This is a genomic window from Halalkalibacter krulwichiae, from assembly GCF_002109385.1.
GTDB classification, from domain to species: Bacteria; Bacillota; Bacilli; order Bacillales; family Bacillaceae_D; genus Halalkalibacter; species Halalkalibacter krulwichiae.
On record NZ_CP020814.1, the window covers coordinates 2,231,571 to 2,250,972 of the forward strand.

20 protein-coding genes are annotated in these 19,402 nt (G+C 35.7%); 14 read left to right on the forward strand and 6 right to left on the reverse strand.

The window, feature by feature from the left end; translation table 11 throughout:
- Window positions 1-10 precede the first annotated feature (10 nt).
- From BkAM31D_RS11185 to BkAM31D_RS11205, 5 genes are all read left to right on the forward strand, one after another.
- Window positions 11-544 (forward strand): QcrA and Rieske domain-containing protein, encoded by a 534-nt coding sequence (locus BkAM31D_RS11185; RefSeq protein ID WP_066149099.1) that lies wholly within the window; start codon window positions 11-13, stop codon window positions 542-544.
- Window positions 537-746, forward strand: coding sequence for a hypothetical protein (locus BkAM31D_RS11190; protein ID WP_066149101.1), 210 nt, complete (start codon window positions 537-539; stop codon window positions 744-746). The genes BkAM31D_RS11185 and BkAM31D_RS11190 overlap by 8 nt, the downstream gene beginning before the upstream one ends.
- A gap of 140 nt (window positions 747-886) precedes the next feature.
- Window positions 887-1,585 carry a Crp/Fnr family transcriptional regulator gene (locus tag BkAM31D_RS11195; protein WP_066149103.1) on the forward strand — a complete coding sequence of 233 codons (699 nt, stop codon included), beginning with the start codon at window positions 887-889 and terminating at the stop codon, window positions 1,583-1,585.
- Between the two features lie 103 nt (window positions 1,586-1,688).
- Complete coding sequence (locus BkAM31D_RS11200) at window positions 1,689-1,982, forward strand: Dabb family protein (RefSeq protein WP_066149105.1); 294 nt, start codon at window positions 1,689-1,691, stop codon at window positions 1,980-1,982.
- A 201-nt stretch (window positions 1,983-2,183) separates the two neighbouring features.
- Window positions 2,184-3,344, forward strand: a complete 1,161-nt coding sequence (locus tag BkAM31D_RS11205) for an LL-diaminopimelate aminotransferase (protein ID WP_066149107.1) — start codon at window positions 2,184-2,186, stop codon at window positions 3,342-3,344.
- Window positions 3,345-3,357: 13 nt separating this feature from the next.
- Here the strand turns inward: BkAM31D_RS11205 and BkAM31D_RS11210 are convergent, their stop codons facing one another.
- Both BkAM31D_RS11210 and BkAM31D_RS11215 read right to left on the reverse strand, forming a co-directional pair.
- Window positions 3,358-4,413: a glycoside hydrolase family 15 protein gene (locus BkAM31D_RS11210; RefSeq protein ID WP_066149110.1), complete on the reverse strand. Its 1,056-nt coding sequence runs from the start codon at window positions 4,411-4,413 to the stop codon at window positions 3,358-3,360.
- 105 nt (window positions 4,414-4,518) lie between these two features.
- Entirely contained in the window at window positions 4,519-5,520 is a 1,002-nt protein-coding gene (locus BkAM31D_RS11215; protein ID WP_066149113.1) for a DUF3231 family protein, read from the reverse strand.
- A 177-nt stretch (window positions 5,521-5,697) separates the two neighbouring features.
- Here BkAM31D_RS11215 and BkAM31D_RS11220 point away from each other — a divergent pair, with 177 nt between their 5' ends.
- A complete protein-coding gene (locus tag BkAM31D_RS11220) occupies window positions 5,698-5,898 on the forward strand; it encodes a cold-shock protein (protein WP_066149115.1) in 201 nt (66 codons plus the stop codon).
- 119 nt (window positions 5,899-6,017) lie between these two features.
- Window positions 6,018-6,542 (forward strand): hypothetical protein, encoded by a 525-nt coding sequence (locus BkAM31D_RS11225; protein WP_066149116.1) that lies wholly within the window; start codon window positions 6,018-6,020, stop codon window positions 6,540-6,542.
- Window positions 6,543-6,607: 65 nt separating this feature from the next.
- Here the strand turns inward: BkAM31D_RS11225 and BkAM31D_RS24295 are convergent, their stop codons facing one another.
- The gene (locus BkAM31D_RS24295) at window positions 6,608-6,724 is read right to left on the reverse strand and encodes a DUF6254 family protein (RefSeq protein ID WP_235820213.1); all 117 of its coding nucleotides are present in this window, start codon (window positions 6,722-6,724) and stop codon (window positions 6,608-6,610) included.
- Between the two features lie 201 nt (window positions 6,725-6,925).
- On the opposite strand from BkAM31D_RS24295, the gene BkAM31D_RS11230 reads away from it, so the two are divergent.
- From BkAM31D_RS11230 to BkAM31D_RS11240, 3 genes are all read left to right on the forward strand, one after another.
- Window positions 6,926-7,459 (forward strand): YkzI domain-containing protein, encoded by a 534-nt coding sequence (locus BkAM31D_RS11230; RefSeq protein WP_066149118.1) that lies wholly within the window; start codon window positions 6,926-6,928, stop codon window positions 7,457-7,459.
- A gap of 111 nt (window positions 7,460-7,570) precedes the next feature.
- Window positions 7,571-8,209 (forward strand): hypothetical protein, encoded by a 639-nt coding sequence (locus BkAM31D_RS11235; RefSeq protein ID WP_066149119.1) that lies wholly within the window; start codon window positions 7,571-7,573, stop codon window positions 8,207-8,209.
- A gap of 181 nt (window positions 8,210-8,390) precedes the next feature.
- Entirely contained in the window at window positions 8,391-10,220 is a 1,830-nt protein-coding gene (locus BkAM31D_RS11240; protein WP_066149122.1) for a UbiD family decarboxylase, read from the forward strand.
- 267 nt (window positions 10,221-10,487) lie between these two features.
- On the opposite strand, the gene BkAM31D_RS11245 is transcribed toward BkAM31D_RS11240, so the two are convergent.
- Both BkAM31D_RS11245 and gdhA read right to left on the reverse strand, forming a co-directional pair.
- A complete protein-coding gene (locus tag BkAM31D_RS11245; protein WP_066149125.1) occupies window positions 10,488-11,210 on the reverse strand; it encodes a YetF domain-containing protein in 723 nt (240 codons plus the stop codon).
- A gap of 198 nt (window positions 11,211-11,408) precedes the next feature.
- Entirely contained in the window at window positions 11,409-12,788 is a 1,380-nt protein-coding gene (gene gdhA / locus BkAM31D_RS11250; RefSeq protein ID WP_066149127.1) for an NADP-specific glutamate dehydrogenase, read from the reverse strand.
- A 161-nt stretch (window positions 12,789-12,949) separates the two neighbouring features.
- Between gdhA and gltC the strand changes: the two genes are divergently transcribed.
- The 4 genes from gltC to BkAM31D_RS11270 all read left to right on the forward strand — a co-directional run bounded on the left by gltC (window position 12,950) and on the right by BkAM31D_RS11270 (window position 18,736).
- Window positions 12,950-13,855, forward strand: coding sequence for a glutamate biosynthesis transcriptional regulator GltC (gene gltC, locus BkAM31D_RS11255; protein WP_066149130.1), 906 nt, complete (start codon window positions 12,950-12,952; stop codon window positions 13,853-13,855).
- 335 nt (window positions 13,856-14,190) lie between these two features.
- The gene (locus BkAM31D_RS11260; RefSeq protein ID WP_066149132.1) at window positions 14,191-15,999 is read left to right on the forward strand and encodes an assimilatory sulfite reductase (NADPH) flavoprotein subunit; all 1,809 of its coding nucleotides are present in this window, start codon (window positions 14,191-14,193) and stop codon (window positions 15,997-15,999) included.
- A 25-nt stretch (window positions 16,000-16,024) separates the two neighbouring features.
- Window positions 16,025-17,743 (forward strand): assimilatory sulfite reductase (NADPH) hemoprotein subunit, encoded by a 1,719-nt coding sequence (gene cysI / locus BkAM31D_RS11265; RefSeq protein WP_066149134.1) that lies wholly within the window; start codon window positions 16,025-16,027, stop codon window positions 17,741-17,743.
- Between the two features lie 135 nt (window positions 17,744-17,878).
- Window positions 17,879-18,736, forward strand: coding sequence for an MBL fold metallo-hydrolase (locus BkAM31D_RS11270; RefSeq protein WP_066151032.1), 858 nt, complete (start codon window positions 17,879-17,881; stop codon window positions 18,734-18,736).
- Window positions 18,737-18,741: 5 nt separating this feature from the next.
- On the opposite strand, the gene BkAM31D_RS11275 is transcribed toward BkAM31D_RS11270, so the two are convergent.
- Window positions 18,742-19,290: a dehydroquinate synthase/iron-containing alcohol dehydrogenase family protein gene (locus BkAM31D_RS11275; protein ID WP_235820286.1), complete on the reverse strand. Its 549-nt coding sequence runs from the start codon at window positions 19,288-19,290 to the stop codon at window positions 18,742-18,744.
- Window positions 19,291-19,402 lie beyond the last annotated feature (112 nt).

Sequence of the window (19,402 nt, forward strand, 5' to 3'; positions counted from 1 at the left end):
AGGGCTTTCCATGTCAGAACAAATGAAGTGTAAGAAAGAAAAACACTTAAAAAAAGATGATATGTTAAATCTAAAAGATAATATTAATCGCTTTGATGATTTGAAATTTAATAGACGTGCTTTTTTAAAAACAGCAGTAGGAGCTTCAGTAGCACTCGGCCTATCCACTTTACCTTTTTCAGTAAAAGCATTCTTAGGTGACTTTGAGGATGATCGCGAGCTTGTTGAGATTGTTAAATTGGAAGATTTGCCAAAAGGGTCTTCCGTTACATTTAATTATCCATCTGAAAAAGATCCTGCATTGTTAATTCATACAAAGGCAGGAGAGTTAAAAGCTTATAATAGTGCATGTACACATTTAATGTGTCCTGTATTTTATGAAGAAGAAAGTGAAGTGTTACTTTGTCCATGCCATCAGGGATTCTTTGATTTAAATAACGGTCATCCGATAGCAGGGCCTCCTCAACGAGAGTTACCTTTAATTGAATTAGAAGTTCAAAATGGGGTTGTATACGCTGCAGGGAGGAAGATTCGCCATGGCTAAGAAAATATGCTGGGTGATTATATTCATAACATTAGCATTAAATGTAGTCATGTTACAGTGGACAATTGAAGCATACTTAGGATTAGAGTTTGATCTCGTTTTTCGTTATACGGTTATAGCCTTGGTTTCATCGGCAATTGCATTGATAACCCTTTTTAAATGGAAACAAGTTGAATACCAAAAAGAAGAGTCTGCAAATTAATGCAGGCTTTTTTCATATTGATATCTAAACAGAGAATAATAATACTGATTATACGATGGATACGCTATGATATTTTACTTCTTTGCTATTAGATGATAGGATTAAAAAAGGTTACTGACAGAGGGAGTGAAGTGTTAGTAATGACTAAAATAACCCGTTTTTTTGAACAATTATCAGCAGAAAACCAAAATGTAATGCTAGATAAAGGAACGGAAATTCAGGCACAATCAGGTACAGTCCTTTTTTCAGAAGGGGATATACCTGAGTATACATTCTTAATTCTGTCTGGGTTAGTAAGGCAAAGTAAAATGACTGCTGATGGAAAAGAATTTTCAGTTAGTTTGTCTCAAAAAGGCGAATTAGTTGGAGAAACAGCCTTATTTAATGGACTTGCACTAGCTGTGACTGCGACTGTAATAGAGGATGCAAGACTAATCCGTTACCAAAGACAAGAACTCGAAAACCTTTTCGAAGAAAAGGGTGAAATTGCTGTTGCCTTTATGAAATGGTCTGCTATACAAAATCAATCCACTCAATCGAAATTTAGAGATCTAATTTTATGTGGGAAAAAAGGTGGCCTCTATTCAACTTTAATTCGTTTTAGTAATTCATACGGTGAAAAACATAAAGATGGAATCCTCATTAATATTGCTCTTACGAATCATGAAATTGCAAATTATATTGGCACAACACGAGAAGGTGTAAATCGGATTATGAGTGAATTAAAGAAAGATCAGATCATCTCTTATGAGAATAATAAAATCATCATTCGTGACCTTCAATATTTAAGGAATTTCTTACAGTGTGGAGATTGTCCGGTTGAAATTTGTACGATTTAAGTTGATTTCCCGTGCAGATGGTTCTATCTTGAAGCCTATTATAGAATGAGCTAAAATAAACGTTGGTAAGATAATACATATAGAATAGAAAGAAGGCTAACTTATGATCCAACGTACGGTTCTTGTTAAATTTGCAGAAACTACAACAAATGAGCAATTACAAGAAGTGGTAAATCGCTTCAAGGAGCTTGAACATCACTTAAACGGAGTTGTGGATTTGCAAGCAGGACTTAATTTTGCAGAGAGAAGTAAGGAGTATCAAGTTGTTCTAATGGTTCGTTTTGAAAATAAAGATGCTCTTGAGGCGTATGTAAATGATGCTAAGCATCAAGCTGTAGCTACTTTCATTAAAGAAGTAGGTAGAGTTGATAGTATTGGAGTAGATATTGAGATTTAATGGATGAAAGCAAAGGTCTTGAGCCTTTGCTTTTTTCATTGTTATTTAAGCAAAGCAAAGTTAGAGTAACTAGAACATGGTGACTTACAAATATCGCAGTTGACTTCTATTTATAATCCATATGAGACATAGAATTTGTTCCGTTGATACGATTGTTTCTTGTTATAATAAATAAAAACAAGCAATAAGGTAGGGATAATAATGTTTTCAAAAAAGATGGACCAGTTTCAAACGAGTGTATTTAATGAACTTGCTGATTACAAAATGGTAAAAATGAAAGAAGGCAAAGATATAATAGATCTAAGTATTGGTAGCCCTGACCTACCACCACCTTCATTTGTGATGGAAGAGTTATCATCTTCAGTTAAAGACCCTTCTTTATATCGCTATTCTCTAAGAGGTATTCCAGAATTACATGATGCGATTTCACACTACTACCACCATCATTATAATGTGGAGCTCGCGCAAGAGGATGAGGTGCTTGTTGTTATGGGTTCTCAAGATGGACTTGTTCACCTCCCTCTAGTAGTGGCTGATCCAGGGGATATCATATTAGTACCAGATCCTGGTTATACTGCTTACGCCGCAGGTATTTCATTAGCTGAGGCTATTCCTTATTCAATGCCTTTAAAAGAGGAAGATGCTTTTCTACCCGACCTTGATGCTATTCCTGATGAAGTTCGACAAAAAGCAAAGTTGATGATTTTAAATTTTCCTGGTAATCCAGTGCCATCTACAGCATCAAGAGAATTTTTTGAAAAAGTAGTGAGGTTTGCAAAAGAAAATAAGATTGTCGTACTTCATGATTTTGCTTATTCTGAATTATATTACGATGAAAGACCAATAAGCTTTCTTTCAGTCGAAGGAGCGAATGAGGTAGGAATAGAGTTCAATTCTCTTTCCAAAAGCTTCAATATGGCTGGTTGTAGAATAGGATATGTCGTTGGAAATCCACATGTCTTAGAGGGTTTAAAACGATTGAAGTCAAATTTGGATTATGGAGTATTTTTACCGGTACAAAAGGCTGCTGTAGTTGCATTAAAAAACACTACTAATTTTAGTAACGAGTTACGAATGATTTATAAGAAGAGAAGAGATATTTTGGTAGCCGGATTAAATTCACTAGGGTGGAAGGTTGATTCACCACCGGCATCAATGTTTATATGGGCAAGGGTACCTTCTTCATATAAATCAACAGAATTTGCTTTTCGACTAATTGATGATGCAGGAATTGTTACAACTCCAGGAGTTGCCTTTGGTGATAATGGTGAAGGATATTTACGAATTTCTCTTGTCCAAAATGAAGAAACTTTACATAAAGCGGTCTTAAGGTTGAAAGAAAGTGGAATATTCTCTAAATAAGAAGGAACGAGGCTTACGCATAAGCGAAGCCTCGTTTTTCTTCAGCCAATATATACATTGCACTCGACCACCCAAGTGGAGTATTCGGGTTAGGCTTTTGAATACCGGAGAAATAAGCTTCTGGCAGTATCCCGTTATCTAACATTACTTCTTTTGTACGCTCAATATAGTATCTGGCATGTTGGTCATGGTTAAGTGTTTGCCAGCATAGAGAGAGCCAAGGGAAACCAAAAGTCCATTCTGCTTCGGTTCCATAGTAGAAAGATCGATCTTTATTTCGACCATAAGCTTGTTCAAGTATAGAATAGTAACTATCGCCTTGATAGCGGATGACACCATTTGGACGTAGTAATTCCTTTTCAATGTTTTTAATAATTTGTTTGGCTTCCTCACCTTGGTAAAGTTGATAAGGGTAGATTAGACTTAACTGTGCTAAATCAGCGTTTTTTGAGACGCTTTCTCTTGGGAACAAATTTGTTAATGTGTTCATCCCATTATCGATAGCTTCCTGGGGAACAAATACAATTGGTTGAATGGCTCTAAGCCCTGCTACACAGGCACCGACACTGCTTGCATGAACTTCCCGGTACTCTTCCCACATACCATTGTCTTCATCTTCCCAGTAACGACAGCACATTAGGTAAAACACGAGTTTCTGAATAATAGCATGATCTCTTTCTTCACGAATAATCGGTTTATTGTACTGCTGGATACTTGTTCCGACTGCATATAAAAAAGCACCAATCATATCATGTTGAGCATGTCCCCATTCTTGGTTATGAATTTCGAAACCATCGGGGCTATATCTGGCATGGATATACTCATACATAGCTTGAGGCTTTCTCTCTGTATGAATATCTATTTTCCATTCGTATCTGCGGAATACATCTAAGATTGCTTGCATAGATAAAGTGAATGTATTACAAGGTTTATCCATGTAGGGAAGAGACATATAGATTGCATCCCGAATCCAGAAATAATGATATTCTTTAGATTGACTTGCTAAATATAAGTGGTTTGGTTGTCTTAATTCCTCTAATAGCCGATAGCTCTGTTGTAAATGATCCATTCGAGTAGCCTCCCAATTCTATTAATTAACCTTAGTTTCTTTTTAGCCTAGAAAAGGAGGTCTTATACTTTTGTTAGTAAGATAAATCATTTATATAATTATCATCTACTGATTGATCAGTTTTGAGCGATCTGGATATTGAGGCGGTTCTTCCAACCAATGATGTTTGAGCATAATATCTAGTCCATCTTTAGCATATAACGCTACTTCGGCTGATAGTCGTTGATAATCTGCAACTAAGTCATATCTCATGCTAGCTGTTGAAGCTGCGCTATAATTCCCTTGACCGCTAGCGGTTAAGACTGTTTTCAAGAACATCATTAATTTATCGGAAAAAACTCGAGTTGTAGACTCTGTTACGCCATGATCAGAAGAGGAGGGTGGCTCTATATTCGATTCCGCAAGCTTGTTGGAGAATATTTTTACATGTTTTGTTCCGATTTTCTTTCCGTTAACAAAAAATTTTTTTATCTCTTTTGTCTCGGTTGTTTGAGCAAAGCTCGTACATATAAACGAGCCAATTTGGTTTGTTTTGAAGTTTTCAAATAAATGCATAATTTCAATGCTATTTAAAGTTCGTTTTGTAAATGGATTGAATCCTTTCGTGAAATATGCTTTTCCTTCAATATAATCTGCGTTCTTCGGTTTTGTCATATAAGGAGGGCGCACATACAATCCTTTTTCTAATCCAAGGTCAACAGAAAGGTTGTAAAGATTTGAAACGTTCAATAAACAATCCGTAAAGAATTTTCTAATATCGTGCCTAGATGAAGCGCTTTGTGAAAGGCAATATGCAACTGTTCCAGCCTTACCGAACATTTCAAGGAAAGAGAGAATAAATGAATCAGTATATAGTCTTGGTGCATGGATATTCACATCTTTATCAGTGAACCCTTCAGGAGTTGGAATCCTTTCATTATGAAATAGATGTTCAATCTCTGTATTTACATTTAAGGTAAATCGAAGAGTCTTTTCGACAATGGTACGAATTTCTTTATCTTCGACAATTTCATTAAAATACTTCATCATATGTAATGACATGCTATTCTGGATGTACTGGCTCCAAAGCACTCCGATTTCTGAGGATGTCATGTCTACAATCGTCATTATATACACCTCGATATTTAACGTAATACTTTGTAGATTGTCCAACGGTTTCAATTTTATTAATATAGGAATTTATATATAGGTAAATTAACATAAAAAAACAAACTTTGTTTAAATTTTCGTATCTCGGTAATAATAGGAATGCAACAAAAAGCTACATGCTAGGAGGATACAACAATGGAAAGTGGAAAAGTTAAATGGTTTAATAGTGAGAAAGGATTCGGCTTCATTGAGCGAGAAAATGGAGATGATGTATTCGTTCATTTCTCTGCTATTCAAGGAGAAGGCTATAAATCCTTAGATGAAGGACAAGAGGTTACTTTTGACATAGAAGATGGTCAGCGAGGCCCTCAAGCTACAAATGTTCAAAAAGTATAAACGTAACAAAAGCGAATCTGAAAAGATTCGCTTTTGTTGTTTTCAAGGAAAGGCAATTGAATAATTATGGGTAGTTTTAGACATAATACCATTAATGTGAAAAAGGAGATGTTTTCAAAATGATAAAACAAGGTTTAAGTATCTTCCTTCTAGCAATAATGGTCATCGCAATAAGTTCAGTTACAATGATTCAGGCACAATCTTTTACAGATAAAGAAATAGATGAATTTGTTAAAGTGAATAAATACAAAACTGTTAAAGAGGCATTGGATATCTTTGAAAAAAGAATAAATCAAAAAGTGAGTTTACCGGCTAAGCTACCATTTAAACCAACACACTATTTTGGCAAAATAACGGAAAATGGCGACTTGCAATTGCATTACATGAATGTAGAAGAGAAGCATGAAGATTTCATTTTTTATATTCTTTATCCTGATACCAAAGTAGACGAGCATATTTCCAGTGAAGACAAAGTGTTGACACTTGATGATGGTAGCAAAGCATATTATAGGTTAAACAGTGTGTATCCTAGATCACTGGCTTTTAAGAAGAATGGTCTTGGATACCTAATCGGCGGTAACCCAAATCAAAATGGCAAATATAATGTTGAAGGATTATTAGAAATAGCAAATTCTATTCAATAATAAAGGTATAGAATAGGTTAAAGACCTACTCTATGCCTTATTTTTTTAACAGTCCTTCAGTATCATTACTGTTTGTCTGTTTCTTCCGATAGTTGCTTTAATGATTTAATTTTCCCATGGTCATTTTGTGCCTCTTTCCTTTTTCGAAATTGGCGCTCTTGTTGGCTTTTAGATTGTGTCATAGTCATTACTCCTTTATCGTGTATTGTCATAATAGTCCCCGTAAAGGTCTACACTTTAAAATCCCCTAAAATTGATTAAAAATATTCATTATCAAACTAATTTAAAAAAAGCGTATTTGGACAAGCTCAACTCTCATAAAACTTTGTATAGCAACATTTTCAGCGAATATTTATTAAATTTCATAAAAAAGAGGTGAGCTGATGAGTTTTTTTGCCCGTTTTTCAAATATTGATTTAGAAGTAAATTTGTCGATGATTCATACTTTTGTTAAGAAAATTAAAGAAACGTATTCGTATAAGTGGATAAGAAAAATGGACCAAAGATCATTAATCATTTATGGAGGTGAAAAAAGTTATGAGCTTCCATTTCAAGAGAGAGAGACAAAGATTTATTTAACTGTTACGGAATTAACAACTTCTGAAAAACCTTTGGCACTCTTATTGAATCAATTTTTATTTGAAGCTAGAAAAAAGAAATTAGGAATAAAAAATTTGAAAGAAAAAAGTAAAGCATTAAACAAAGAGCCTTCCCCTATTACAACAAAACCAGTAACTTTGCAGAAGAGCCAAGTTAGTCATTTTAATAACTATTTATTTAATAAGCAAGTCATCCAGATGGAAATCGACTATCTATTAATGGACTTATATGATGCAATGCAACTACAGGATGAAGAAAAGGTAAAACATTGTAAACTACAATTACAAGAAATTGTGTCAAAACAAACTGAAGAGTAAAGGTGAGTAAGAATTAAGGATGCATCTGTGTTAATTAATCAATGTTCAATTCTCTCTAAAGCTATGGAAGGTAAAAGCACACTGAAATGTAAGATGGTAAGGAGGTGTATATTGTACATTCAAAATTCCTTACATTTTATTTATAACGATGAAACATATTTGCAAGATAATTTTCAAATCTCACGCAAGGAGGCAATTCATTGTGTCGCTGGCATTTGTCGTACAGTTAAATGGTTAGAAGCTTCCATTTTTAAAGAAGTGTTAGACGATGTTAGATGTCACATTACCGATGAACCTATTAACTTTCCAGGTGAACTAGTCATAAATGAAGGTGAACCATTTGAACCTATTATTTATATGAATGTAATGGCAATCACTGAAGACTTTCAGAACAAAGAATATGTAATCGACTTAAAAAAGAACACAGCAACTTGTTTCGAATACGCTTCATTTATTTTATTACATGAAGTGGGACATTACATCCATGCTTTGATCGGTGGAAGAGGGAAAAATAAAAGGGAAAAATTATTTGATTACTTTGATGGAGGGCAATATTATTATAATCGTTATATGCAAAAGATGGTGAAAGGAATCTCGAATAAAGAGAAGAAAATGTACCGTAATATTCCTCATGAAAAAGCTGCTGATCAGTTTGCTATGCAGTATGTTCAGGAGATCCCAATAATTAGATTAGACTCAAAACTATTGACATGTAATTTATTGAAAATGGTCGGAAACAGAACGGAATAAGCAACTTTATACTTTGGTTGCTTGTTCCGTTTACGTGATAAAGGTTTTTCACCGATGTGTCATATTTCTTTATTAAAAAACCCGGGTAGAAATTGCTATAATTATGGGGAAGCTTCATAATAGTATTTAGTAATTAAAAGGTGAGCTTATAAAAATGTTAATAAATAGGAGTAACAATTATATGTATCGAAATATGGAAGAGTGTGTACGAGATTTAGAGAAACACGGACATTTAATTCGTGTACATGAAGAAGTAGATCCATATCTTGAAATGGCATCTATTCAGTTAAAAGTATATGAAGCAGGTGGACCTGCCATCTTATTTGAAAATGTTAAGGGTTCAAAGTATCCTGCATTAGCGAATCTATTTGGAACTGTTGAAAGAGGGAAGTTCCTTTTTCGTAATACATTGGATTCTGTTCAAAATGTTATCAATCTTCGTAGCGATCCAATGAAGGCGTTGAAAAATCCTTTTAAGCATGTTGGTAATGGACTTACAGCAGCAAAAGCGTTGCCTTTAAAGAAGAACCAATTACCAGCTAGCTTTAAAGAGATTAGCATTTCTGATTTGCCATTGATTCATCATTGGCCGGATGATGGTGGGGCGTTTCTTACGTTACCTCAAGTTTATTCAGAGGATCCAGTAAAACCAGGAATTATGAATGCGAATGTTGGTATGTATCGCGTCCAACTTAGTGGAAATGAATATGAAATGAATAAAGAAGTTGGAGTGCATTATCAAATTCAGCGGGGAATAGGTGTTCATCAAACTAAAGCTAATCAAATAGGACAACCATTAAAAGTAAGTATTTTTGTAGGGGGACCACCTGCACATACGATTGCTGCTGTTATGCCTCTTCCAGAAGGATTGAGTGAGGTGCTTTTTGCAGGGATGCTATCCGGTCGCCGTTTCAGATATAGTTACCTAGATGGATTTTGCATAAGCCACGATGCTGATTTTGTTATTACTGGTTATCTATATCCTAATGACACAAAGCCAGAAGGACCTTTCGGTGATCATTTAGGCTATTATAGTCTTACACATCCATTTCCTGTTTTAAAAGTTGATAAAGTATTTGCGAAAGACAATTCAATTTGGCCTTTTACAGTTGTTGGCCGTCCTCCACAGGAAGATACGACTTTTGGTGATTTGATTCATGAAATTACTGGAGATGCTATTGATCAAGAAGTACCAGGAGTTAAAGAAGTACATGCTGTTGATGCAGCAGGAGTCCATCCGTTGCTGTTTGCAATAGGGAGTGAGAGATACATTCCTTATGAAAAAGTAAAGCAACCTACAGAGTTATTAACAATTGCCAACCGCATATTAGGTTTTGGACAGTTAAGTTTGGCTAAATATTTGTTCTTAACAGCAGAAGATGAGCGACCATTAGATACTCATAACGAGGTTGACTTCTTAACATATATTTTAGAGCGAATTGAGTTACGCCGTGATATTCATTTCTATACGAATACAACAATTGATACATTAGACTACTCTGGTACAGGTTTAAATACAGGTAGTAAAGTGGCCTTTGTCGCTTATGGTGAGAAGAAGAGAGAGTTATGTAAAGATGTTCCAAAATCATTAAATGATCTTAGCGTTGCTTGTAAACCTCGTTTAGTCATGCCTGGAGTAATTGCGATAGAAGGAAATAGATTCTCGAGTTATTCAAGTACGAGAGAAGAAATGATTGAACTAGCTGAAGAAATTAAACGTTCTGGTTCATTTTCAACCGTACCTTTATTTATTATATGTGATGACAGCGATTTTGTTAGCGAAACATTAGCCAATTTCTTATGGGTGACATTTACTAGAAGTAACCCTTCTCATGATATGTATGGAGTAAACGAGTCTTATGAGTTTAAACATTGGGGATGTGACGCAGTCATTATTGATGCTCGGATAAAGCCTCATCATGCGCCACCATTAGTGCTTGATCCAAAAGTAGAGAAAAATGTAGAAAGATTTTTCTCTACAGGAGCCAGCTTAGAAGGATTCCTGAAATAATATTTAATAGGAGGTTGTCTGCGAATACTTGGTGGACAACCTCTATCATTTCCTCCTGTAAAAAGATGATAAGAGGTAGGTGATATTATGCAAAAAGCAAAATGGATATTATTAATTATCGTATTTTTTCTTTTATTGAACGTAATTATTACTCAATTTAGTCAAGAGGAGAAAAATAGTAGGATAAACCCGATTAATAGTAATATACATACTCATTAACTAACGTATTGTAAATTTATGCAAGGGATAGTTAGGCTTTTATGAAAACTAGACAATCTTTCCTTCAAATTCACCGCTAATAAAGATTCTTGTACATGTTTCATCAATTGTCATTAAAAAAACATCTTTTACATCATGATAACCGTGCTGATATACTTGTTTTAAAAGCCATTCCTGAGTAAGGCCCAATGATTTTAAATTTTTGGTATGCAGATTCCCTTCTAAAATGAGAACTGTAGGAATGCCTTTCTCATCAGGATTCTTCCCCAAATCGTTAGGGGATAAGGAATTGTATTCTGATTTTTTTATTACACTAATTTGACCATTGGGTTCTAAGATTGCATAATCAATTTCTGTTAAATCACTTGCTTGGTTAAGGCGAAGATCCATCATTAATGATTCCACTGTTATTTTTGCTTTCCGTAATTCCTCTACTAAAATATGTCCCTTCTTAATAATTATAATTGGTTCAGCTTCGACAATTTGTCTTACTTTTGTGTTCTTAAGAGCTAAATATGAGAGCAGCAAATGCAATCCTGCAATAAATGAAGCGGCAACAAGTGGGCCGCCTAATGCTATATTTCCACTCGATAGTGGTTCGCCGACTATATCTCCGATGATAACCGCAAAAATAAAATCAATTGGGTGAAAGGCAACCATGGAACGTTGACCGAGTATTTTAACTACTAGAAAGATATAAACATATATGATAGCCGCTCTTATAATAAAACCGTAAATTGGTAAATCTTCTGATCCCGTCCAAACCTCCAAAGCACTTCTCCTTCTTTCCGTGTAAATTGATTATTATCACCATTTCCTAATAAAAACTTTCTAAACGATAAATGAGAAATAATTTGAATAGACATGAGAAAGAGAGGGGAGACATACAAATTGGTTATCAGCAATGAAAAAGAACCATGAATAGCTCTTTAATAAAAGCCATTCATGGTTCATCAGATCATTTAATTATTAAATTACACCTTGGTCAATCATGGCATCTGCCACTTTCTTAAAGCCTGCAATATTTGCTCCAGCTACTAAATTCCCATCTAATTCATAATCAGCTGCTGCAGTTTTGCTGTTTAAATAAATATCTTTCATGATCTCTTGGAGTTTTGCATCTACTTCTTCAAAGCTCCATGATAGTCTCATGCTGTTTTGCGCCATCTCTAATGCAGAAACAGCTACTCCACCTGCATTTACTGCTTTAGCAGGACCGAAGAGAACATTGTTAGCATGGAAAACTTCAATTGCCTCTAATGTAGACGGCATGTTTGCTCCTTCACCAACAGCTTTGACGCCATTTGCCACAAGCATTTTTGCAGAGACCTCATCAATCTCATTTTGTGTTGCACAAGGCAACGCAATGTCACATGGAAGAGACCAAATACCTGTGCAGCCTTCAACGTATTTTGCATGTGGATGCTCATTCACATATTCATTAATTCTTTTCTTTTCAACTTCTTTTAGACGTTTTACTGTTTCTAGATTAATACCGTTCTCGTCATAAATATAGCCGCTTGAATCACTACATGCTATAACTTTAGCGCCTAATTGTTGTGCTTTTTCAATGGCATAAATAGAAACATTTCCAGAACCAGAGACAACTACCGTTCTTCCGTTAAAACTTAAGTTTGTTTCCTTTAGCATTTCTTCTACAAAATATACCGTTCCATACCCTGTAGCTTCTTTACGTGCTAAACTTCCTCCATATGAAAGGCCCTTGCCTGTTAATACGCCAGCTTGAAAGCTACCACGGATTTTTTTATATTGACCAAACATATAGCCAATTTCTTTAGCTCCAACTCCAATGTCACCTGCAGGAACATCCGTATCCGGTCCGATGTATTTACTAAGTTCTGTCATGAAGCTTTGAGTAAATCGCATAATTTCTCCGTCAGATTTCCCTTTTGGATCAAAGTCAGAACCACCTTTTCCTCCTCCGATCGGTTGACCTGTTAAGGAGTTCTTAAAGATTTGTTCAAATCCTAAAAACTTAACAATACTTGCATTTACAGAAGGGTGAAAACGAATACCACCTTTATAAGGACCGATAGCACTGTTAAACTGAACACGGAAGCCACGGTTCACTTGTACTGTGCCGTTATCATCAACCCATGGAACACGGAAGCTAATGATTCTCTCTGGTTCAACGATTCTTTCTAATATATTATGTTTTATATAGATAGGATCTTTTGCTAGGACAGGAACTAAAGAATCAAATACTTCTTTCACTGCCTGAAGAAACTCATTTTCATTTGCGTTGCGCTTTTTTACTATTTCAAATACTTCATTCACATAATTTTGTGCGAATTGTAGTTCAGGTTGAATTTTCTCTAGTGTAGGCATGTTTAATTTCCCCCAAGTCAAAGTTAATAACACAGCATGCTTTTTTAAGCATTGTTAGATTTCTTGTTATGGTGTATTTTATTATTTATAAATAATCTAAACAATATGAAAAATAGATATGATTAATGCCGAAATGAGATTAATAAGGAGAAGTGAACTGATTGGAATTAAGACAAATTAAATATTTTATGGAAGTAGCTAAAAGAGAACATGTAACAGAAGCCGCTGAGGCACTGCATGTTGCTCAATCAGCTGTTAGTCGACAAATCTTCAATTTAGAAAATGAATTAGGTGTTGATTTATTTATAAGAGAGGGGCGAAGAGTACGATTAACACCAATTGGAAAAATGTTCTTAGAACGCATGAATCAAGCGATGAATGTTATTGATATTGCAAGATTAGAGGTAGAGGAGTATTTAGACCCAGAGCAAGGGACGATTCGTATTGCATATCCAATTAGTATGGCAGCATATACGTTACCTACATCAATTGTAGCATTTAGACAGAAATATCCTCATGCAAAGTTCCAATTAAAACAAGCAACTTACAATGACTTAATAGGTGGGGTTATCAATGGTGAGTTTAATATGGCTATGATAGGACCTGTCCCGAGGCAAGAAAAGAAAGTGAAGAGCAAAATATTATTCACGGAAAATGTTGTTGCACTTTTGCCATTTAACCATCCACTCGCGAATAAACCAGTTTTAAAGTTGAATGAATTACAAGAAGAGCCGTTCGTCTTACTTCCAAATGGTTTTGTATTAAGAGATTTAATCGTCAACGCTTGCGCAGAATTCGGTTTTCAACCTAAAGTAGCTTTCGAAGGAGATGATATTGATGCTTTGAAAGGATTAGTATCAGCAGGATTAGGCATTACTCTGATTCCTGAGATTACTTTAATTGAAAATGTGCCACACGCTACGGTTAAAATTCCTGTTATTGATCCATTAATTCAACGAACAGTCGGTATTATTATTCCAACTGAACGACAGTTATTGCCAACTGAAAAACTGTTCTATAGTTTTTTAACAGAGTTTTTCACAAGATTAACGGACTTCCAGAGATGATACTTTCAAACGTTAATGAAAGCCTTAGTAACTAGTTAATTTAGATGGAGCACGTCGGATGAAGAATCGACGTGTTTTCATTTTTTCTAACAGGTTCGTTTATTTCATTATCTAATTCATGAAGAAGAAGCTAGAAGGACATCTGATCGCTAAACTCATTTGTGAACTGGGGATGTTTAATTAGTTTTATAAATGATAGAAATAAATAAAACCAATTTGACTAATAGGAATAATGGAGATACGATTAATTTAACATTATAATAGCAAATTTTGTTGAATGTAGTCTTTTTAAGATGAATGCTAAAATGAATACTTATTTATGTGAGGTGGAATTGGTGCAACTTCAAGTAACAAATAGTCCATATAATCAAGAACAAGTTGAGCTACTTAATAAACTTTTGCCAACTTTATCAGAATCACAAAAAATCTGGCTTACTGGTTATCTTGCTGCAACTCAACAAGTGGGTGCTGCTACCACTACAACGGTTGCAGATGTGAAAACAGAAACAGAAACACCTGTAGCAACTATTCCTAAAGAAATAACAATTCTTTACGGGTCACAGACAGGGAATGCACAAAAGCTAGCGGAAAATGCTGGTGAGAAATTTAAAGGCTTAGATTTTCAAGTCACTGTTTCGTCAATGAGCGATTTTAAACCGAATAATTTGAAGAAAGTAAAAAATCTACTTATTGTAGTAAGTACTCATGGAGAAGGTGAACCACCAGATAATGCGCTTTCTTTTCATGAATTTTTACACGGTAGAAGAGCTCCAAAACTGGATGACCTTCGTTTTTCTGTATTAGCGCTAGGAGACAGTTCCTACGAATTTTTCTGTCAGACAGGGAAAGAGTTTGATAGTCGATTAGAGGAGCTAGGTGGAATAAGAGTACAAGACCGTGTTGATTGTGACTTGGATTTTGAAGAACCTGCAGCTGATTGGCTTGAGGGTGTCGTAAATGGATTAAATACAGTTGGAGGCACTACTGTTTCAACAGGCGATGCTCCATCAGTTGAAACAACTGAATCATCCTATTCAAGAACTAACCCGTTCAGGGCAGAAGTATTAGAAAATATTAATTTGAACGGACGTGGATCCAATAAGGAAACTCGACACCTTGAATTATCTCTAGAAGGTTCAGGTTTGGTATATAAACCAGGAGATAGTCTTGGTGTATATCCGGAAAATGATCCAAAACTCGTTGAAGAAATCCTAAATGAATTGAAGTGGAATGAAGATGAGAAGGTAGTCATTAACAAACAAGGAGATGAGGTTTCTCTTAGGCAAGCTCTTATAAATCATTTTGAAATTACCGTATTAACAAAACCGCTCCTTGAAAATATTGTGAATCTCTCTGAAAATAAAAAGCTTAAAGAGTTAGTCGAATCTGATTTAAAGGAATATCTCAAGGGCCGTGATTTACTTGATCTAATACGTGATTATGGAGGATGGGGGCAAACTGCGCAAGAGTTTGTTTCAGTTCTACGAAAAATGCCACCTCGACTTTATTCAATTGCAAGTAGTCTAACATCTAATCCTGATGAAGTTCACTTAACGATAGGTGCTGTTCGTTATCAAACTCACGGTCGTGACCGTAACGGGGTTTGTTCGATTCTTTGTTCCGAACGTCTTGAGCCTGGTGACACGCTGCCGGTCTTTATTCAAAGTAATCAAAACTTTAAGTTACCAGAAAATAATGAGACTCCTATTATCATGGTGGGGCCTGGCACAGGTATTGCTCCATTCCGATCTTTTATCCAGGAACGCGAGGAATTAGGTGCTGAAGGAAAGTCTTGGCTATTCTTTGGTGATCAACATTTTGTGACAGATTTTCTTTACCAAACTGAATGGCAAAGATGGCTTAAGGATGGCGTTCTGACAAAAATGGATGTTGCCTTTTCACGTGATACAGATAAAAAAGTATATGTCCAACATAAAATGCTTGAACAAAGTAAAGAGCTGTTTAGCTGGCTTGAAGAGGGAGCGGTTGTATACATCTGTGGTGATGAAAAACACATGGCTCATGATGTTCATAATACATTAATTGAAATTATTAAAACTGAGGGTGGAATGAGTCAGGAAAAGGCTGAAGAATATATTGCAACAATGCAACAAGAAAAACGTTACCAACGTGACGTATATTGAGTTTTCAGTGAAAGGAGCTTGAAAAATGGCAAAACAATTATTAAAAGCGCCAGAAGGAACACCTAGTGATGTAGAGCGCATAAAGAGAGAAAGTAACTATTTGCGCGGAACTCTTGCTGAGACAATGTTAGACCAAATTAGCTCAGGTATTTCCGATGACGATAATCGCTTAATGAAATTTCACGGAAGTTATTTACAAGATGACCGCGACCTTCGTAATGAGCGACAAAAACAAAAGCTTGAGCCTGCTTATCAATTTATGTTACGTGTTCGTACCCCGGGAGGAGTTTCAACGCCAGAACAATGGCTTATAATGGACGAGTTAGCCCAGAAATATGGGAATGGAACGTTGAAATTAACGACTCGTCAAGCGTTTCAGATGCATGGAATTTTAAAATGGAACATGAAAAAGACAATACAAGAAATTCATGCTTCCATGCTTGATACGATAGCTGCTTGCGGTGATGTCAATCGTAACGTCATGTGCAATCCGAATCCATACCAATCTGAGATACACAGCGAAGTATTTGAATGGTCAAAAAAGTTAAGTGATGATCTGTTACCTCGTACAAGAGCCTATCATGAACTTTGGTTAGATGAAGAAAAAGTGGCTGGTACTCCAGAAGTAGAAGAAACCGAACCGATGTATGGTCCACTTTACTTACCAAGAAAATTTAAGATTGGAGTCGCTGTTCCTCCTTCCAACGATGTTGATATTTTCTCTCAAGATCTTGGTTATATCGCAATTGTTGAAGACAATAAATTAGTTGGATTCAATGTAACGATTGGCGGAGGAATGGGAATGTCACATGGTGATACAGCTACGTATCCGCAACTAGGGAAAGTGATTGGTTTCTGTAAACCGGAACAAATTTATGATGTAGCTGAAAAAATCATTATGATCCAACGAGATTATGGGAATCGATCGGAACGTAAAAACGCACGCTTTAAGTACACGGTTGATCGATTAGGGCTTGAGACAGTTACGAAAGAGTTAGAAGAACGTCTAGGTTGGAAATTGGAAGAGGCTAAACCATTTCACTTTGATCATAATGGAGATCGCTACGGTTGGGAAAAAGGCGTAAAAGGAAGATGGCATTTCACATTATTTGTGCAGGGTGGTCGCATTACAGATTTAGATGATTATAAATTAATGACTGGCTTAAGAGAGATTGCCAAAATTCATACAGGTGATTTTCGATTAACAGCTAATCAAAATTTAGTTATTGCAAATGTAACAAGCCAGAAAAAGAAACAAATTAGTCAGCTAATCGAGAAATTTGGCTTAACGGACGGCAAACAATACTCTGCTATTCGCAGAAGCTCACTTGCCTGTGTTTCGCTACCTACATGTGGTTTAGCGATGGCAGAAGCAGAACGTTATTTACCGACTTTAATTGATAAAATTGATGAAATTATTGACGAAAATGGTTTAAAGGATAAGGAAATTACGATTAGAATGACGGGCTGTCCTAACAGCTGTGCTCGTCCAACACTTGGAGAGATTGGCTTTATCGGGAAAGCACCGGGTAAATATAACATGTATCTAGGAGCAGCATTTGATGGCAGTCGTTTAAGTAAAATGTATCGTGAAAACATTGGAGAAGAAGTAATCTTGAATGAACTAAGCGTCCTACTATCTCGTTATGCGAAAGAACGAGAAGAAGGAGAACATTTCGGTGATTTCGTTGTTCGAGTAGGTATTATTAAAGCAACAACAGACGGTACAAACTTTCATGCATAATAAAAAAGGCGGGAATTATTCCTGCCTTTTTTTGCGTTGTATCAATATGTCCTACAACTACTGAATAATCGATCATGTAATTACAAATAGTAGTATTGCTTATATTGCATTCTAAAAGAAAAGAGGCATTGCATGATGGATAAACAAGAAATGTCTTATGGAAAAGATTATAAAATCATTCCCACTACATCTGCTACAAGTGGAGTGGGGCTAGAAGTCTTACCTGATGTATATTGTTATAATGTTCACATTGTTAATATCTGCTTAGTTGGAAATTCAGATCAGTTTGTTTTAGTAGATGCCGGCATGCCTGGATCGGCAGAAGAGATCATCAAAGCAATAGAAGAACGATTCGGCTCAGAAAAGCAGCCGGAAGCGATTATTTTGACACATGGTCATTTTGATCATGTAGGAGCTATTCTTGAGTTAGTGAAGCGCTGGAACATTCCAGTATATGCGCATGAATTAGAACTGCCTTTCTTGCAAGGAAAGAAAAGCTACCCTGAACCAGATCCAACAGTAGAAGGAGGAATCATAGCCAAACTATCGCAAATGTTTCCGAATGAACCAATAAACTTAGCTAATCATGTAGAGAAGTTACCAATTGATGGTTCAATTCCACATATGCCAGGATTCCGTTGGATTCATACCCCAGGTCATACACCAGGTCACATTTCTTTATTTAGAGATGAAGATAGGTTGCTGATTGCTGGAGATGCGTTTGTGACAGTTAAGCAAGAATCTCTTTATTCTGTTTTAACTCAGGAGCAGCAAATTAGTGGTCCGCCAAAATATTTTACACCAGACTGGGAATCTGCAAGAATATCTGTTCAGAAGCTTGAAAAGTTAAAGCCATCTGCTGCAATCACTGGGCACGGCTTGCCAATGACAGGGGAGCTACTTTCTAACAGTTTAACGAAATTAGTAAATGAATTTGATCAGTTAGCTGTTCCAGAACATGGAAAGTATGTTGAGGATTTATATAAACACTAGTTCCCTTAAATCATTGTTTTATTAATTGATAAATATGAAGTATATCCTTCTCTTCTAAAATTTTCGGAACCGGATAAAGTGGGTTCGCTTCTTTTAATGCTCTTTCGGCCATTTATTTTAAGGTCAGTTTCATTGATGCAAGAAACTTTATCCGGTATCTCCATTTTTCTATTAAGTTCCTTAATAGCATAAATTAAATGATTGGCCTTTTGCTCCATAGAGTCTTCTTGCTTACAAAGTTGAAGGTAATCTGCTAATTCAGCCAACGGTTTATGCACACTCTTTCCATAGTATTCTAGTACATAGGGAAGAATAATAGCATTTGCAAGTCCATGGGGAAGTGAATAAAACCCACTTAATTGATGAGCAATAGCATGGACATATCCAACATATGCGCGAGTGAAAGCTATACCAGCTAGGTAGGACGCTTTCTGCATGTTTGCTCTTGCTGAAATATTTGAACCATCTCTGTAAGCTGGATAGAGGTTCTCAAAAATTAATTTGACTGCTTCCTTACTTACTTCTCTTGTTTCTTTTGTATTACTTTTGCCAATGTAAGATTCAACACAATAGTAATGGTATTATAGGAGATTTACTTTAAATATATAAATTTATTTTGAGTTTCATTACTCATATATATTCTTGTCACATCTTAATACACCACGA

Coding starts and splice junctions, on each gene's coding strand:
- BkAM31D_RS11230 (WP_066149118.1), top strand. CDS start 6,926: ATGAGTTTTTTTGCCCGTTTTTCAAATATTGATTTAGAAGTAAATTTG.
- BkAM31D_RS11190 (WP_066149101.1), top strand. CDS start 537: ATGGCTAAGAAAATATGCTGGGTGATTATATTCATAACATTAGCATTA.
- gdhA (WP_066149127.1), bottom strand. CDS start 12,788: ATGCCTACACTAGAGAAAATTCAACCTGAACTACAATTCGCACAAAAT.
- cysI (WP_066149134.1), top strand. CDS start 16,025: ATGGCAAAACAATTATTAAAAGCGCCAGAAGGAACACCTAGTGATGTA.
- BkAM31D_RS11215 (WP_066149113.1), bottom strand. CDS start 5,520: ATGACGATTGTAGACATGACATCCTCAGAAATCGGAGTGCTTTGGAGC.
- BkAM31D_RS11200 (WP_066149105.1), top strand. CDS start 1,689: ATGATCCAACGTACGGTTCTTGTTAAATTTGCAGAAACTACAACAAAT.
- BkAM31D_RS11270 (WP_066151032.1), top strand. CDS start 17,879: ATGGATAAACAAGAAATGTCTTATGGAAAAGATTATAAAATCATTCCC.
- BkAM31D_RS11220 (WP_066149115.1), top strand. CDS start 5,698: ATGGAAAGTGGAAAAGTTAAATGGTTTAATAGTGAGAAAGGATTCGGC.
- BkAM31D_RS11240 (WP_066149122.1), top strand. CDS start 8,391: ATGTATCGAAATATGGAAGAGTGTGTACGAGATTTAGAGAAACACGGA.
- BkAM31D_RS11205 (WP_066149107.1), top strand. CDS start 2,184: ATGTTTTCAAAAAAGATGGACCAGTTTCAAACGAGTGTATTTAATGAA.
- BkAM31D_RS11225 (WP_066149116.1), top strand. CDS start 6,018: ATGATAAAACAAGGTTTAAGTATCTTCCTTCTAGCAATAATGGTCATC.
- BkAM31D_RS24295 (WP_235820213.1), bottom strand. CDS start 6,724: ATGACACAATCTAAAAGCCAACAAGAGCGCCAATTTCGAAAAAGGAAA.
- BkAM31D_RS11185 (WP_066149099.1), top strand. CDS start 11: ATGTCAGAACAAATGAAGTGTAAGAAAGAAAAACACTTAAAAAAAGAT.
- BkAM31D_RS11210 (WP_066149110.1), bottom strand. CDS start 4,413: ATGGATCATTTACAACAGAGCTATCGGCTATTAGAGGAATTAAGACAA.
- BkAM31D_RS11195 (WP_066149103.1), top strand. CDS start 887: ATGACTAAAATAACCCGTTTTTTTGAACAATTATCAGCAGAAAACCAA.